Annotated in this window: 9 protein-coding genes; 4 read left to right on the top strand and 5 right to left on the bottom strand. The window is 73.2% G+C overall.

Annotated features, from left to right (window positions below):
* Nucleotides 1–303: 303 nt before the first annotated feature.
* Both ACSRUE_RS25365 and ACSRUE_RS25360 read right to left on the bottom strand, forming a co-directional pair.
* Nucleotides 304–594, bottom strand: coding sequence for a hypothetical protein (locus ACSRUE_RS25365; protein ID WP_441285841.1), 291 nt, complete (start codon nt 592–594; stop codon nt 304–306).
* Between the two features lie 364 nt (nt 595–958).
* Nucleotides 959–2,464, bottom strand: a complete 1,506-nt coding sequence (locus ACSRUE_RS25360; protein ID WP_441285840.1) for a serine/threonine-protein kinase — start codon at nt 2,462–2,464, stop codon at nt 959–961.
* Between the two features lie 28 nt (nt 2,465–2,492).
* Between ACSRUE_RS25360 and ACSRUE_RS25355 the strand changes: the two genes are divergently transcribed.
* On the top strand, nt 2,493–6,536 hold the full coding sequence (locus ACSRUE_RS25355; RefSeq protein ID WP_441285839.1) for a protein kinase domain-containing protein: 4,044 nt from the start codon (nt 2,493–2,495) through the stop codon (nt 6,534–6,536).
* Between the two features lie 50 nt (nt 6,537–6,586).
* Nucleotides 6,587–8,317 carry a hypothetical protein gene (locus ACSRUE_RS25350; RefSeq protein ID WP_441285838.1) on the top strand — a complete coding sequence of 577 codons (1,731 nt, stop codon included), beginning with the start codon at nt 6,587–6,589 and terminating at the stop codon, nt 8,315–8,317.
* A gap of 47 nt (nt 8,318–8,364) precedes the next feature.
* Here the strand turns inward: ACSRUE_RS25350 and ACSRUE_RS25345 are convergent, their stop codons facing one another.
* From ACSRUE_RS25345 to ACSRUE_RS25335, 3 genes are all read right to left on the bottom strand, one after another.
* Nucleotides 8,365–9,798, bottom strand: coding sequence for a sigma 54-interacting transcriptional regulator (locus ACSRUE_RS25345; protein ID WP_441285837.1), 1,434 nt, complete (start codon nt 9,796–9,798; stop codon nt 8,365–8,367).
* A 227-nt stretch (nt 9,799–10,025) separates the two neighbouring features.
* Nucleotides 10,026–10,808, bottom strand: coding sequence for a hypothetical protein (locus tag ACSRUE_RS25340; protein WP_441285836.1), 783 nt, complete (start codon nt 10,806–10,808; stop codon nt 10,026–10,028).
* A gap of 399 nt (nt 10,809–11,207) precedes the next feature.
* Nucleotides 11,208–12,329 (bottom strand): hypothetical protein, encoded by a 1,122-nt coding sequence (locus ACSRUE_RS25335; RefSeq protein ID WP_437766765.1) that lies wholly within the window; start codon nt 12,327–12,329, stop codon nt 11,208–11,210.
* Nucleotides 12,330–13,011: 682 nt separating this feature from the next.
* Between ACSRUE_RS25335 and ACSRUE_RS25330 the strand changes: the two genes are divergently transcribed.
* Both ACSRUE_RS25330 and ACSRUE_RS25325 read left to right on the top strand, forming a co-directional pair.
* Complete coding sequence (locus ACSRUE_RS25330; protein ID WP_441293127.1) at nt 13,012–14,505, top strand: endo-1,4-beta-xylanase; 1,494 nt, start codon at nt 13,012–13,014, stop codon at nt 14,503–14,505.
* Between the two features lie 172 nt (nt 14,506–14,677).
* Nucleotides 14,678–16,279, top strand: coding sequence for a non-reducing end alpha-L-arabinofuranosidase family hydrolase (locus ACSRUE_RS25325; protein WP_441285835.1), 1,602 nt, complete (start codon nt 14,678–14,680; stop codon nt 16,277–16,279).
* The last annotated feature ends 85 nt before the right edge of the window (nt 16,280–16,364 follow it).

Here is a 16,364-nt window from a genome sequence, read left to right as displayed (position 1 = left end):
TTCCAAAAGCCCTTCGACATCTCGAGACCGGCAGCAGGACGGTCTACGTCACGGGCTTCTGGCTCCGCCTACGATCGACGGCGCCCGCCACGTTGCCGACGGCAATGGCGACGGCGCGTGGGTCCATGGCGGTGGTTTCCGTCGAAGTGCGGTATCGTGGATTACTCTGACACGTCGACCAAGGCGTCGGTCGTGAATGCCGCCGGCTGCGCCGCCTTCGACGGAACCCCGGGGCCCTCGTGGAATACCTTGGTGATGTAGGGCTGCGATGGTCGCGCCACGTCGTCGTCAGCGTGTGTCCCGTCAGCTTCGCGGAACGCCGCGGGCGTTGCCGGTGATCTCGACGTTGCCGTAGCCGCCATACACGAGGATCCCGTTGAACGCGGTGCTGACGGGCGGACTGTTCGTGACCGTGCAGCCGTGGACCTTGTTGTGATGCCGCATGACGACGATCGTGTCACCTGGCACGTTCTCCGTGTAGCAACACGGAACGAGGTTCTTGGCCTCCGCGCTGCTGCCGTTGAACGCCCAGAGCTTCGATCGGAGCTTGCACGACCGCGGGAACTTGCCCCGGAGCGGCAGAAAAACCGCCAAGCCGCCAAGGACGCCAAGGACGCCAAGGACGCCAAGGACGCCAAGGGGAGAGGAGGAAGGGGCCGTCCGGGCATCCCCCCCTATTCCTCGGTTTTCTTGGCGCCCTTGGCGCCCTTGGCGGTTCCCTTCCCCGCGAGCAAGGACTGCGAAGCTCGGCAAAGATTGCCGAGGTCGCCCGCGAGAGGGGCTGGCGTTCACGTTCGCCGTCAGCGATCAGGTGAAGCGCGATCGTCGCGGCTGCAGGACGGCTCCGCGCCGCGCAAGCGCCCCGCCTGCCGCAGCCAGGCTGCCCCTGTCACACCGCCCCTGTGACACCCTGTGGCAGCGGCCGTGTCAGCGCGCCGCCCGCGTCAGGCCGCGGCGCTCACGACACCACCCTGCGCAGCGCGCCGCCCTCGCCCCGGAGCGGCGCGCGGTCGATCTCCCCGGCATCCCCCTCCCCGGCATCCCCGGTGAGCCCCTCGGCGAACGCGTCGGTCACGAACACGCCCGCCCCGGTCGCGGCGGGCGCCCAGCCGCGAAGCGCCTCGGGCTCGGCCGCGTGCAGCGCCAGGCGCGGGAGGACCTCGGGGCTCGCGCCGGCCCGCGCGCCGAGCGCCGCCCAGAGCTCGAGGGCCCAGCCTAACGCCAGCTCCGGCGCGCGATCGTACGGCGCGGGCAGCGCCGCCAGCAGCGCGTCGGCGCTCTCGACCACGAGCGTCGCCCCGAGCCGGACGAGCGCCGCGCGCGCCGCCTGGACCAGGCGCTCCACGTCGGCGAGCGCCTCGTCGCCGGCCTCGTCCGGCGCCGAGAGCCGGGCCTCGACGAGCAGCGCGGCGCACGGCCCCCGCGGCGCGCATTGCCCGTGCGCGCCGGCGCCCACGAGGGGAGCGCCGACCGGCGAGCGCGCCGCGGGCGCCACGGTCTGGCGGCCCGGCGCGCCGACCGCCCGGGCGACCGCCTGGCGGAGCGCGGCGAGCAGCTCGGGCACGCCCGCGTACCGGTCCGCCGGCTCCTTGGCGAGGCAGCGGCGCACCACCGCGCCGAACGCCGCCGACACGGGCGCGCGGTCGCTCGGGCAGGGCGGCGGCGCGCGCAGGTGCATCTCCTCGGTCTCGACCGCATCGGCGCCCTGGAACGGCAGCTCGCCCGTCACGAGCTGGTAGGCGAGCAGGCCCACCGCGTAGATGTCCGTGCGCGCGTCCACCGCGCCGCCGAGGATCTGCTCCGGGGCCATCGTGAGCGGCGTGCCGAGGATCAGGCTGCTGCTCTTGGCGCCGCGCGCGCGATCGACGTCGCGCGGGCGGAGGAGCTTGGCGATGCCGAAGTCGACGAGCTTCACGCCCGGCGCGCCGAGCCCGCCCGCGCCAGGGCAGACCATGACGTTCTGGGCCTTCACGTCGCGGTGCACGACGCCGATCGCGTGCGCGGCGGCGAGCGCGCCGCCGACCTCCTCGAGCAGGGCGACCGCCTCGGGCGGCGAGAAGGCGCCCCGCGCGCTCAGCTCCGCCGCGAGGCTCCGGCCCTCGACCCACTCCATCGCGATGTAGGGCCGGCCGTCGTCCAGGGCGCCCACGCCGCGGACCTCGACGATCGCCGGGTGCTTGAGCCGCGCGAGCACCTCCGCCTCCCGCTGGAAACGCCGGAGGATCGCCGGCAGGAGCGACAGGCCGCGACGGAGGACCTTCAGGGCGACCGGCGCGCCGCCCCCGACCGGGACGGCGCGGTGAACGACGCCGAAGCCACCCCCGAGCCGCACGTCGTCGAGCACGTAACCCCCGACCACCGCGCCGGCGGGGAGCGCGTCGCCGGCGGCGCTCGCCTCGAGCTCCAGCGGTCGGCCCGAGATGACGGCTGTCTCGTCCTGGTTGGGCTCGGCAGGCGTCCGCATGGCACCTACCCCAGTATACTCGCGCCCCATGCGCTGCTCCGAGTGCCATCGCCGCCTCCCAGCGCAGGCCGGCGCCGCGTGCCCGGCGCACCCTCTGGCCCCATCGCCGGGAACGAGCGCCGACGAGCGCGAGCACGAGGCGCTCGAGCGGGATCCGCCGCCGCTCGTCCCCGGGCTCCGCGTCGAAGGGTTCCGTGTCGAGCGGCTGCTGGGGCAAGGGGGGTTTGCGCGCGTCTACGCGGCGACGCGCGAGGGCGACGGCCACGCCGTGGCGCTCAAGGTGGCGCGCCGGCAGGACGACGGCCGGATCGAGCGGGAGGCCGCGGCGCTCGCCCGCCTCGCGCCGCCGCTGGTCCCCGCGCTGCTCGGCCGCGGGCGCTCGGGGGAGCTCGGCCCGTTCCTCGTGCTGGAGCGGCTCGAGGGCAGCTCGCTCGCGCGCTGCCTCGCGGACCTGCCGGGCACCGGCGCGATGCCGTTCGAGCAGGCGTCGGCGATCGCGTGCGCGCTCTCGGTCGCGCTGGACGCGGCGCACGAGGCCGGGCTGGTGCACCGCGATCTCAAGCCCGAGAACGTGTGGCTGCGGCCGGGCGGGGAGGTCGCGCTGATCGACTTCGGCCTGGCCGCGCAGGCGCGCGCCGGCGGCGATGCGCGCGCGCCGCTCGGCCCCGACCTGACGCAGACCGGGGCGATCCTTGGGACGGCGGCGTACATGGCGCCGGAGCAGTGCCTCGGCGCGGGCGCCGTCGACGCGCGCGCCGACATCTACGCGCTCGGCGCGATGATCTTCGAGCTGCTCACCGGCCGGCCGCCGTTCGTCGGCGAGGCGGCCGAGGTGCGGCAGGCCCACGTGGCGCGCCGCCCCGCCCCGCCCTCCTCGCTCGCGCCGCTGCCGGAGGGCGCCGACGAGGCGGTCCTCCGCTGCCTCGCGAAGGATCCCGAGGCCCGCCCGGCCCGCGCCAGCGACGTGGCGCGCGCGCTCGCGGCGTCGCTGGAAGCGCGGGCGGCCCCGTCCCGGGGGCGCGCGGCCTCCTCCGGCGCGCCAGCTCCCGCCATCGACCCGCGCCGCTCGGTGGCGCTGCTCGCCCTGCGCACGCGCGAGCGCGCGGACGCGCTCGTCGACATCGCCCGCGCCGAGGGCGGCGTCCTGGCGCGCTTTCGCGGGGAGCGCATGGTGCTCGCCTTCCCCGCCGCCGACGCGCCAGGCGACGGCGTGCGCGCGGCGGCGCGGGTGGCCCGGCGCCTCGCCGAGGCCGGCGCGACCGAGCCGCACCTCGTGGTCCACCTGGCTCCGCTCCGGGTGCGCGAGGGCACGCGCGGCGTCACGCTCGCAGGCGCAGCGCTCGAGGACGCGGAGACCTGGGGGGCCGGCCCGGGGGACGCGGACGCCATGCCGCCGGCGATCCTCACGGCCGAAGCGCGGCGCGCGCTCGCGGACGGCCCGCACGATGCCTCGCCCTCTCCGCGCGGTGTGGCCCCCGATCCGCCCGACCGGCCCCTCGATCCGCGCGGCGCGCCTCCCGACGAGCCCGGCGAGACCGCCCTGCGCGGCCGCGATGCGGCGCTCTGCGCGGCCCTCGCCGCCGCGCAGGAGGCGCTCGCCGGCGGCGGGCCGGCGCTCGTCACCGCGCTCGGCGCGGAAGGGCACGGAAAGAGCCGGTTCCTCGGGGCGCTCGCGGCGGCGCTCCACGCCGGCGGCGCGGCCGTGCACGCCGCGGCGGCCCTCCGGCCAGAGGCGGCCGAGCACGGCGCGACGCTCGTCGCGCTCCTGCGCGCGGCCCTGGATCTGCCGGCCGGCGGCGAGCGCGACGCGGATGCCCAGGAGGCGCTCGTCCAGCGGCTCGGCGCGGCGGAGGCCGCGCGCGCCTGGCCGGCCGTCGGGCTCGCCCTTGGGCAGCTCGCCCCGGGAGACCCGGCCGCCGCGCCGCTGCTCGGGGCGCCGGGCGCGCGCCGCCACGCCGAGGCCCGCGCGCTCGCGGCCGCCCTCGCGGCCGCCGCGCCGCTCGCGCTGCTGCTCGACGACGCCGACCGCGCCGACGCGTCCGCGCTCGACGCGATCGAGCTCGCCACGGCCGAGGGCAGCGCGGCGCGCCTCGCGATCGTGCTCGCCGCGCGGCCCTCGATCGCGTCGCTCCGCCCGGCGCTCGGGGAGCGCGCCGCCCGCCGCGTGGCGCTCGACCTCGGCCCGCTCGACGCCGAGGCCGCGGGCGCGCTGCTCCAGGACCGCCTCCGCCCCGTCGAGTTCGTCCCCCGCGCCGTGCTCGATCGCCTCCACGCGCTGGCGCGCGGCGTCCCGCGCGACCTCGTGGAGGTGGCGTGCGCGCTGCGCGTCGGCGGCGCGATCCAGCGCGCCCGGGGCGGCGAGGGCTGGACGCTCGCGCCGGACGATCTGCTCTCCCTGTCGGCCGCGCCGCTCGGCGAGCGCCTCGCCGAGCGCGCGCTCGCCGCCCTGCCGCCGCCGCTCGTGGACCTGCTCGAGCGCGCGGCGATCCTCGGCGACGACCTCTCCCCGGCCGAGCTCGAGGCCGTCCTGCGGGCCGCCGACGCGCCGCCGCCGGCCGGCGCGCTGGACCCCGGCGTCGGCCTCGCGCGCCTCGCCCGGGCCGGCGTGCTCGTCACGCGCTCGGCGTCGCCGCCGCGCTACGCCTTCCGGCACCCGCTCCTGCGCGAGGCCGTCGAGGCGCGCATCCCGCCCGCCCGCCGCCGCGCGCTGCACGCCGCCGTCCTCCAGGGCCTCCTTGGCGCGCCGCGCGCCGCGGGGGCGCGCGCCCGGATCGCCCGCCACGCGGCCGCCGCGGGAGACCTGGCCGCGGCGGCGGCGGCGCACGCCGAGCTCGCGGACGAGGCGCTCGCCCGGCACGACGTCGTCGAGGCCGAGCAGCGCTTCACCGCGGCCCTGCGCCTCGCCGGCCTCCTCGAGCGCGACGACGCCTCGACCCGCGCCCGCGCCCGCGCGCTCGCGGGCCGAGGCCGCGCGCGCTACCGCCTGCAGCGCTTCGAGGAGTCGCTCGCCGATCTGCGCGCCGCCCGGGCGCTGGCCGAGGCCGCGGGCGACCGGGCCCGCGCGGCCGAGCTCCTCCTCGAGGAGGCGACCGTGCTCGACTGGCTCGAGGACTTCCCCGCCTCGGCGGCGCTCGCGGCGCGCGCCGCCGAGCTCTGCGCCGGCCTCGGCGACGCCCGCCTCGACGCGCGCTGCCTGCTCGCGGGCGGCCGCTCCGACTGCCGCGACCAGCGCGTCGACGAGGGGATCCCCAAGCTGGAGCGGGCCGCCCGCGGCGCGCTCGCCGTCGGCGACCACGAGGCGCACGTCGTCGCCCGGCTGGTGCTCGTCGCGTCGCTCTCGGTGGCCCTCCGGCTCGACGAGGCCGAGCGCCACGCCGAGGCCGTCGTCGAGGCCTGCCTGCGCGCCGGCGACGTCTTCCACCTGTGCACCGCCTACATCAACCGCGTCTTCATGTGGGTGAAGCGGCGGGAGGAAGGGCGCGCGGTCGCGGACCAGCGGGAGGCCGTCCGCCTCGCCCGCGAGCTCGGCCACGCCCAGCTCGAGCGCTGGGCCACGCTGAACCTGGCGGAGCTGCGGTACTGGCTGGGTGCGCCGGACGAGGCCCTCCCGCTCGCGCGCCGCAGCCTCGACCTCCAGCGGCGTTATTTCAACAAGCGCCCTTCGCCGGACGACGTCCTTCTCCTCGCCCGCATCCACGTCGCCCGGGGCGAGCACGACGAGGCAGCCCGCCACCTGGCCGAGACCCGCGCGAGCCTCCACGAGCCCAACCTTACCCCCTGCGCCCGGACGCTGGCACGCCTGGTGCAGCAGGCCCTGGACGACCGGGCAGCCGGTCGGTTCGACGCTGCGGCATGGCGCGCGCTCGCGGACGAGGCGCGGCAGACCGCGATCCTTCACGAGCACGCCGAGGCGCTCCACAGCGCGGCCCTCTCGGCGCTCCGCGCGGGCGAGGGCGGCGAAGCGCGCCTGTTCCTCGCCGAGGCGAGGGCGATGTCGGCGGGCTTCTGGCAGCGGCGGTTCGACGAGATCGAGCGCGCCCTGCTCACGCCCGGGGCGACCGGCGCCGCGTGAACCGACCGGTCGGATCGCCCGGACCAGAGACAAGAAAGGAACCTGACCGCGTGAAGATCTACCGGACACGAGGGTTGATTGCGCTGTGTTTCGGGCTCTCGCTCGTGGGCGCGGGCTGCGCCGTCGCGGGCGGCGACGCCTCCCCGCTCGACGGGCCGCCGCGCGCGGCGCCGGCGGGGAGCGGCTCGACGACCGGGGCGGCCGTCGGGCCGGCCAGCGGTGGATCGGCCAGCGGCGGGTCGGCCAGCGAGCTGGTGGCGGCCATCGCGGACGCGGTGCAGGGCGTCTGGGGCAACGGCCTCTCCGCCGAGGCCCTCACCCGCAACGCGCTGATCGCGAACCCGCGGGCCAATCCCGTCATGGTGTCCGTCCCGCTCGCGACCGCGAGCTACGCCGACGACAGCAAGCACCTGGAGCTCCGCTACCAGCTCCGCCACGAGCCCACGCGCGAGGTGATGGACTACCTCGTCGCCTGCGCCCTCGAGCAGGGCCAGAGCGTCTCGTACACCGACACGTCGACAGGCGAGGAATTCACATTCGACGGCAAGATCGGCATCTGCCCTGTCTGGGCCGTGGACAAGGCGGGGCCGAAGTGCCAGCAGCTCGTCTCGGCGTGCATGCTCTCGCTCGTGAACGCCCTGGGCCGCTCGATCACCGTCTCGCTGCGAGGCCAGGCGTTCCCGGAGCACCGGCCGGGGCTCCTCACGCCGGCGTCCTCCGTCCGCGTGGTGACGACCACGGAGGACGGCGACGCCATTCCGAGCTTCAGGCGGTGTGAGGTCGAATCCCATGGCGCGTCGCGCAGCTGTGGGTGGACGGCCCAGCACGTCGGCTCCTGCACCCCGGGCTCGACCGTGTTCATCGCGACCGGCGAAGCGCCCTTGACCGACTGCGCCGACGACCCAGCGAGCGCCGCTGGGCTGCCCGCAAGCGACACGGTGCTTCGCGTCTGCAGCGGTATCCGGGGCTGCGACGCCGGCTCATCCGATCACATCGATCCGAGCGCGGTGCGCTGCGACGGCCGCACCGAGCCCGCGCTCCGCTTCGTCTGCCCTCAAAGCGGCTACTTCAGCCTCATGAGCGGCCCGCGGACGAGCGGCCGCGCCGGCCCCTTGGCGCCGGGCGGAGGCGTCGCCGCGGCGCTCGAGAGGAACCGCCGCTTCAGCGTCTCGAGCCACCCGCGGCCGAGCCCCCCGCCACCGCCCGGCACCGTCTCCATCAACGAGGCGACGTTCCGCCCCGCGGTGTATCCGGCGGCGGAGGTCGATGTCTTCGGCTGGCGCGAGGGCGCGTTCTACGGGAACCTGTGGGGCGATGAGCCCCTCCACCCCCGGCTCGCGGTGGGGATGAATGAAGTGGACGAGAAAGGCAAGTTCCACCCTGCTCCGACCCATTCGGAGTTCTCTGGGCAGGCCATCTATCAGCACGCCTTCGCCTGCACGGGTGAATACTGGACCGATCACGCCGCGTACGTGGGAGAACGCCTCTGCGCCGGCGCCGAGGGCGAGGTGGACTGCGTCGCCACCTCGGTCGGGGCCTGCGACGAATCGCTCCTCGTCGCGGAGTGTCCGCCGCTCCACCAGTGCTCCGTCGACGACGGGGGGCTCGTGGAGGGCGACAGGGACTTCCAGCAGTGCAAGGGCGGCGGGCGCACATGGCGCCATCCGATCACCGTGTTTCTCAACCACCCGTCGGATGTCGTCCGGGACTTCCCGTTCTCCCCGTTCGCGCCGTTGTTGCCCGGAGGCCTGCTGTCCGCCGGCGCGCAGTACTGCCCCTGACCGGCGGCCGCGCGGTCGCGCGGTCGCGCGGTCGCCCAACCGCGCGCTCACCCGTCCCTGTAGTCGCCTGGCTCGATGCCATAACGCGCGATCCACCGGTGGATCTGCGTTCTCCCCTTCCCCATCGCCCGCGCCACGGCGCTGACGTTCCCGCGGTGCTCGCGGAAGAGGCGGATGAGCGCCTCGCGCCGCTGCTGGTCCTCCTCGGCGGGCCGCTTTCGCTCGGCGGGCTGGGCCTCGGGCTTCGAGGCCTCGGGCGGCTGGCCGCTCCGCGGCACGACGACGGGCGGCGGCAGGTGGTCGAGCTCCACCCGGCCGCCGCCGGCGAGCACGATCGCGGTCGCCAGGCACTTCTCCAGCTCGCGGACGTTGAGCCGCCACTCGCGCAGGAGGAGCGCGCGCGCCGCCTCGCAGCCGAGCGAGATCGACGCGGCCCGGTCCGGGGCGGCGCGGCGGAGCAGCGCGGCGATGAGCAGCCCGAGATCCTCCCGGCGCCTGCGCAGGGGCGGCAGCTCGAGCACGAAGCCGGAGAGTCGCGCGAAGAGATCGCCCCGGAAGTCGCCGCGCTCGACCATCGCCGGGAGGTCGCGGTGCGTGGCCACGACCACGCGGAGGTCGACCTTCACGGGGCGCGTCGCGCCCACCGCGACGACCTCCGACTCCTGCAGCGCGCGCAGGAACGCGGTCTGCGACGCCGCGGGCAGATCCCCGATCTCGTCGAGGAAGAGCGTGCCGCGGTCGGCCGCGCGGATGAGGCCGGGCCGGTCCTCGGCGGCGCCGGAGAAGGCGCCCTTCTTGTGGCCGAACAGCTCGGACTCGATGAGGCTCTCGGGCAGCGCGCCGCAGTTGATGGCGACGAACGGGCCGGGCCGCCCCGAGAGCGCGTGGACGGCGCGCGCGACGACCTCCTTGCCGGTGCCGCTCTCGCCCTGGAGGACGACGGGGATGGGCGCGGGCGCGACGGCCCGGAGGGAGGCGAAGCGCTCGGCCAGCTCGGGCGAGAAGGTGGCGAGGCCGAACGGCTGATCCGCCGCCCGGGCCGCGTCGCTCGCCGCCTCGTCGGGCACCGCGACCTCGCGGAACAGAAAGAACGTGTGCCCGAGCTCGATCAGGTCCCCCTCGGCGAGCGTCGCGCTCCGCCGTGGCACGCCGTTCACGAAGGTGCCGTTCGTCGAGCCGAGGTCCTCCAGGCAGAGCTGGCCGCCGTCGCGCGTGATCCGCGCGTGGCGGGACGACACCCAGCCGTCCTCGAGGCGCACGTCGAGCAGCGCCCGGTCCGCCTCGGTCCGCCGGTCGATCGAGCGCACCGGGCCTCGCCCGAAGCGCACCTCGTCGATCCCGTCGAGCGCCAGCCGCGCGGGCGGATCCATCGGCCGCTGGCACTGCAAGACGAGGAAGAGGAACGGCCGCGGCTCGGCGGCGCAGCCGGCGCGCCGCCGGGTGCGGACCAGCGTCGTCGGCTCGTCCCGACCCGCGCTCATCCTGCCCCTCTCCGCCCCTGGGAGGCCGCGCACGGAGGAGGCGCCAGCGAATCGACCCGAGGCTGCATGCCGCAGGCCCACGATCTATCACGCCCCGCCAGCCAGTGGAGCAAGCTCAGGCGCGCGAAGCTCGCGCGCTGGTCGTCCTGTCGCAGCGCCCCGGGCTGGTAGGGCGGCCGATCTCGCCCGGGCGGTTCGCCGCGCAGAAGGGCGCGACGGGCCGCCGCCTACTGATCGCCGTGGACCGAGAGATGATAGGTGTTGCCGGGGTCCACCTGCGAGATGACGACCTTGTACGTATCATTGTCTTCTGTCTCGTAGGAGAACACCCCCCCTGTCGACGTGATGGTCCGGAGGAAGACCAGGACATCGTTGCCCCACATGTTCTCGTAGTACACAGCCATCTGGATGGTGCCCGAGGTGGAGTCCGCGTGGGCGTGATACCACTTGGTGCCCTTGACCCTGACCGTGCGGCCGACGGTGCTGTCGGTCCAGCAATAATCGAAATCGACGTTGCTCGCGCTGCAATAACTCGCCACGAAATCGCTCGCCGTCAGGGCTTGCGCGGCGGTCCCGAGCTCCTCTCCCGCTCGCGGCGCCGGCGTCGCCTCCTCGATCACGTCCACGTCGGTCGCGATCGCGGCGCGGCGCGGGCCGCGCGCGAGCCGGGCCGCGTCCATGCGCGCCTGCGCCGCGATCAGCGCCGGCGGCGCGACCTGCCGCGAGAGCGCCTCGTAGAGCGCGACGGGGGGCAGCCGCTCCATGGACTCGGCGAGCTCGCCGGTGGTGAAGGCCAGGACGCGGCCCTCCTCCGGCTCGTAGAAATGAACCTCGGCGCCGCTCGAGAGCTGCAGGCTCGTGATCGGGGCGAGCCCCTCCTCGACCGCCGCGTCCGCCGGCTCCTGCCCCGCGGCGCAGCCGCCGAGGGCGCAGAGCCCCAGCGCGAGGGCCGCGGCGCGGCGGGCGGTGCGAGCCATCGAGACATCACGGAGCATCGAATTCAAGGTCATGGTCATTCTCCTCGGTCCTACGTGGGTTGAGCGCGGGCTCGCGCCCGCGCGGCGGCCGGCGCGCGACACACCCTCGATCACAACGAATGCGGCGCGCCCGCGGGCCCCCCCGCGGGCTCGTCGGCTCGTCAGCGCGTCGCGGCGGCCTTCACCGCAGGACATGGCAAGAGCGGGGCCAGCAGCGATGACAGGCCGCGAACTAGCGCGACACGCGGCCATGTCCGATGAATCTCGCGCTCTGTCCCCTCCCGCCCAGAGGACACCCCCTCTCCCTGGAGCGCCGGCGCGCACACGCGCGGCGGCCGGGTGCCTGCCACACTGACCGGTGTGGCACGTGTCAGGTGTGACAGGGGTGATACGGCGCAGCCCCGCCCCGACCTGCAGCGCGTCGCGCGGCGATCAGCGATAGGGCCCGCGCCGCTCGGGGGCCGCGAGCGCGGAGACGATCGCGATCGCGCGCTCGATCCGCTCGCGCCCCGTCTCGAGGTGGCCGAACACGAGCGTGACCGCGGCCTCGTCGCCCACGATCGCCGCCGGCCGGAGCGCGGCGATCTCGCGCCCCAGCTCCTCGCCGAGGCGCGGAGCCACCCGGTCGGGCGCTTCCGCCGAGAGCTCGTAGGCCCGGGGCAGGGCGTCGTCGCCGGACGGATCGGGCGCGCCCCGGGGCGGGCCGCGCCTGGGCCGGCGCCTCAGGGTGAATCGTTCCGAGGGCGACGCGGCGCGGGCCGCGCGGACGCGGGTGCCGAACGCGCCCTTCCCCCCTTCCCGGCCGACCTCCACGGTGAAGAGCCTGCTCCGGTGCTCGAGCTCGATGGTCATCCCGCCCTCGGACGAGGCGGCGCCCGCGCCGGACAGGAGGCGCCCGCCGAGCCCCTGCGAGAGCGCCCGCAGCTCCTTGGCGAACGCGCGGCCGCGGTCCGCGACGAGCGCGGCGGCGCGGATGGCGCTCGCGAGCTTCTCGGCGTCGTCCTCCAGCCCGACGCGGATGGCGGTGAGCCGGTGCGACTCGAGCGTGAGCTGGTAGTCGGCGGCCGCGCGGAGCGCCTCGCGCAGCGGCGGCGTGAGCCACCAGCGCGCGAGCGCCGGAATGCTGGCCTTGACGACGAAGGCGCCGTCCAGCGCCGGATCGCCGACGTCCACCTGCCGCGCCCGGAATGCCCCGCCGCGCGCCCGGCGCAGCCGCTGCTCGTGGACCCGGAGCCTGAGGCCCGACGGGTTCCGCGCCGTACCGGTGATGCGGGTGTGGTAACGCGCGACGGACACGTCGTCGTGATCGATGTCGTGGTCGACGAGCAGCGAGACGTTCTCGCACACCACAGAGATCTGCATTCGGCGGTCTCCCCACGGATCCGGCCCTGACTTGAACTTGCCGCCGACCAGGTCCGCGGCGCGCTGCCAGATCGGCCCGGCGAGCCGCCAGCGGGCCTCGGCGGCTCGCCTCGCCTGATGCCGCGTCTCCGCGATGCCCCCCACGAGCGTCGTGATTCCCGAGATGATCAACATGATCAAGATGGGCTCCATCCTCCGTGATCCTACCCTCCCCGCCGCGGGCGCGCCCAGGCGTGGCGGCGAGCACAGCCGCCGGCAGCGCGGCCGTCCCCCACCCGAGCGCGCGGTGCAGCTCGCGCTGGTTGGGGGAGAAAGGAGTTCAATGTAGGGAGGAAGAGAGAAGTCCGGCGTGGGACAAAGAAGCCCAGTGTGGGCGGGAAGAGGAGGGTCCAAACCCTTCGGAGATGTCAAGTCCCAACTGCGAGAGCTGCCCTGGGTTGACAGAACATTTTGCCAAGCTGCCAAGCGATCCGGCCTCTCTGAAAAAGCGACACCGTATCGACAACTTACCTATGAATCGAAGGGCCCGCCTTCACTCATTCGCCTTCGGCGATTGACATCCGCAATGTGAGCGCTCACATTGCGCCTCGTCGGTATTCTTTTGCTTCGCTTCGGAAGGGCGGTCATGCGCACCGAGACCACCAACGATCTCGGCATCGGTTCCTTCGCTCGGTCGTCACGGACGCGAGCAACGGTGAGCCCGCGAACGTTGCGGTCGCGCCTCAGCAGCGCTGGGCGCGACCGCTCGTCTCCACGGCGAACCGCACGCCCGCCCCATGAAGAAGCGACGCCATATCAACAACTTATCTATGCGCCCAAGGGGCTGCTTCACGCCGCAGCTTACGACATGCCCGCTTGGGTACAGGAGACCTTCATGAAAATGCGATTTGAACGATGGCCCCTGCTGACGACGATCGCGCTCAGCGCGTGCATCTCCGCCGAGCCGCTCGATGAAGACGGCCACGAGTTCGAAGAGCTGGCCGAGAGCGTCACCATCGACACCGCGGCGACCTACACGATCGTCGGCGTCCAGAGTGGAAAATGCGTCGAGGTGGCCGGGGGCAGCACCGCGGACGCAGCGGCCTTGCAGATCGCCAGCTGCAACGGCTCGACCCGGCAGCAGTTCCGCATGGAATCCGCAGGCGGCGGCTACTATCGCATCCGCAACGTCAACAGCAACCGCTGCATGGACGTCGCGGGCGCCTCCACGAGCGACGGCGCCCGCATCCAGCAATACTCCTGCTGGAGCGGCGAGAACCAGCAGTGGTCCTTCACGGACGTCGCCAGCGGCGTCGTGCGCCTCACCGCACGCAACAGCGGCAAGTCCCTGGACGTCTACGGCCGCGGCACCGCGGACGGCACCGCCGTGATTCAATGGGCATCGAACGGCGGGACCAACCAGCAATTCCGGATCACGCCCGTGAGCTCGGGCACCGGCACCGGCACCGGTGGCACCGGTGGCAGCGGCGGCACCGGCGGCACCGGCGGCAGCGGGGGCGGCGGCACCGGCGGCAAGTTCGTCGGTAACATCACCACCGGCGGGCAGGTGCGAGCGGATCTGTCCCGGTACTGGAACCAGATCAGCCCGGAGAACGAGGGCAAGTGGGGCTCCGTCGAGCCCACGCGGGACGTCATGAACTGGGCCGGCATGGACCGAGTCCGGGATTACGCTCGCCAGAAGGGCATTCCCTACAAGGGCCACACCCTGATCTGGGGTGCCCAGCAGCCGGGCTGGATTGCCGGTCTGTCGCAGAGCGAGCAGCGCGCCGAGGTGGAAGAGTGGATCCAGGCGTTCTGCCAGCGCTACCCGGACGTCGCCATCATCGACGTCGTGAACGAGCCGCCCCCGCACACCACCCCGGCGTACATGAACGCCCTCGGCGGCGCGGGCTCGAGCGGCTACGACTGGATCGTGCAAGCGTTCAAGTGGGCGCGGCAGTACTGCCCGAACGCCAAGCTGCTGCTCAACGACTACAACAACATCGAGTACAGCGGCGACAATCAGAACACGATCAACATCGTCAATCGGATCCGGTCGGCAGGGGCTCCCATCGATGGCATCGGAGCGCAAGCTCACGACGCGTACAAGCTCAACACCAGCACCGTCAAGGGCTTCCTCGACCGGCTCGCCGGCACCGGTCTACCGGTCTACATCACCGAGTACGACATCAACCTGGCGAACGACACGCAGCAGCTCAACGTGATGCAGAGCCAGTTCCCCATGTTCTACGACCATCCGAGCGTGAAAGGCATCACGCTGTGGGGGTACATCAGCGGCCAGACGTGGGTGACCAACTCAGGGCTCATGAGCAGCAGCGGCCAGATGCGGCCCGCCATGTCCTGGCTGATGAACTACCTGGGACGCTGAACGCGCTGACGCGCGGTCCACGGAGATCCGCGCGTCAGTTGATCGCTGCGCAGGCTCGTCCGCTCGGTCGCGGCTCCACGGAGTCTCCCCGTAGGGCCGAGCTTGCGCAGCCGATCCCGGGCGCCTTCCAATGTGCCTTACCTCCCGCTTCGTATACCTTTGAACAGAGGGGATGATGATGAGAATCCGATTCAGGCGATGGCCGCTGCTCGCGACGTTCGCCGCCACGGCTGCGTGCGTCTCCGCCGAGCAGCTCGATGAAGACGGTCACGAGTTCGATGCGCTGGCCGAAGGCGTCACCATCGATACCGCGGCGACCTACACGATCGTCGGCGTCCAGAGCGGGAAATGCGTCGAAGTGGCTGGAGGCAGCACCGCTGACGCAGCGGCCCTGCAGATCGCCAGCTGCAACGGCTCGACGCGCCAGCAGTTCCGCATGGAGTCGGCAGGCGGCGGCTACTATCGCATCCGCAACGTCAACAGCAACCGTTGCATGGACGTCGCCGGCGCCTCCACCAGCGATGGCGCCCGCATCCAGCAATACTCCTGCTGGACCGGCGAAAACCAGCAGTGGTCGTTCACCGACGTCTCCAGCGGCGTCGTGCGCCTCACCGCACGCAACAGCGGCAAGTCCCTGGACGTCTACGGACGCGGCACCGCCGACGGCACCGCCTTAGTTCAATGGGCGTCGAACGGCGGGACCAACCAGCAGTTCCGGATCACACCCGTGAGCTCGGGCAGCAGCAGCAGCAGCAGCACCGGCACCGGCGGAGCCGGCGGCAGCGGCGGAACCGGCGGTAGCGGCGGCAGCGGCGGCGGCGGCGAAGGTTGCGGCTTGCCCACCACCTTCCGCTGGCAGTCGAGCGGCATGCTGGTAAGCCCGAAGTCCGACTCGACTCACAATATCGTGTCCATCAAAGATCCGACGGTCTCCTTCTTCAACGACCGATGGCACATCTACGCCACCACGGCGAACACCGCCGGGAACTGGCAGATGACTTACCTGAACTTCACCGATTGGTCTCAGGCCGCGTCCGCGCCGCAATACTACATGGATCGCACGCCCGGCTTCAGCGGCTATCGGTGCGCGCCGCAGATGTTCTTCTTCAGGCCTCAGAACAAGTGGTACCTCATCTATCAATCGCAGCCGCCGCAGTTCTCCACGACCAGCGACCCGAGCCGCCCGGACACCTGGACCAGACCCCAGAACTTCTTCGCGTCCACGCCCGCTGGCATGCCCAGCCTGCCCATCGATTACTGGGCGATCTGCGACAGCGCCAATTGTTACCTCTTCTTCACCGGCGACGACGGTCGGATGTACCGCAGCCAGACCACCCTGCAGAATTTCCCGAACGGGTTCGGCCCCGTCTCCGTCGCCCTTCAGGACTCGAATCGTAACAATCTGTTCGAGGGGAGCTCCACGTACAAGATCAAGGGCATGAACAAGTACTTGACCGTGATCGAGGCCATCGGCCCGACGGGCGCCAGGTTCTATCGCTCGTTCACCGCGGATCGCCTCGACGGCGCGTGGACCCCGCTCGCGCATACCTGGAATGCGCCGTTCGCAGGTCAAAACAACGTGACCTACGCGTCAGGCGTGGCTGACTGGAGCGACGACGTCAGCCATGGCGAGCTGGTGCGCGATGGCAACGACGAAACCGCGACGCTCGACACCTGCAATCTGCAGTTCCTGTATCAAGGACGCAACCCGAGCTCGGGCGGCGAATACTCGCAGCTCCCGTACCGCCTCGGCCTGTTGAAGGCAGTTCGCTAGCGGGCCGAACCTGTTGGAGTTCATCGAGCTCCAACAGGTTGCTCCGCCTCCTCGATCAGCTTGCTGGGCCGCCTCGAGGCTCTGG

The organism is Sorangium sp. KYC3313, assembly GCF_052075895.1.
In the GTDB taxonomy this organism is placed as follows: domain Bacteria; phylum Myxococcota_A; class Polyangia; order Polyangiales; family Polyangiaceae; genus Sorangium; species Sorangium cellulosum_B.
The sequence above is the reverse complement of the archived record's forward strand: the minus strand, read 5'-3'. Positions and strand labels throughout refer to the sequence as shown.

What these genes read in the sequence shown, in the direction of transcription:
- ACSRUE_RS25345 (WP_441285837.1), bottom strand. Translation starts at nt 9,798, where the DNA reads ATGAGCGCGGGTCGGGACGAGCCGACGACGCTGGTCCGCACCCGGCGG.
- ACSRUE_RS25355 (WP_441285839.1), top strand. Translation starts at nt 2,493, where the DNA reads ATGCGCTGCTCCGAGTGCCATCGCCGCCTCCCAGCGCAGGCCGGCGCC.
- ACSRUE_RS25340 (WP_441285836.1), bottom strand. Translation starts at nt 10,808, where the DNA reads ATGACCTTGAATTCGATGCTCCGTGATGTCTCGATGGCTCGCACCGCC.
- ACSRUE_RS25330 (WP_441293127.1), top strand. Translation starts at nt 13,012, where the DNA reads ATGAAAATGCGATTTGAACGATGGCCCCTGCTGACGACGATCGCGCTC.
- ACSRUE_RS25325 (WP_441285835.1), top strand. Translation starts at nt 14,678, where the DNA reads ATGATGATGAGAATCCGATTCAGGCGATGGCCGCTGCTCGCGACGTTC.
- ACSRUE_RS25335 (WP_437766765.1), bottom strand. Translation starts at nt 12,329, where the DNA reads ATGGAGCCCATCTTGATCATGTTGATCATCTCGGGAATCACGACGCTC.
- ACSRUE_RS25360 (WP_441285840.1), bottom strand. Translation starts at nt 2,464, where the DNA reads ATGCGGACGCCTGCCGAGCCCAACCAGGACGAGACAGCCGTCATCTCG.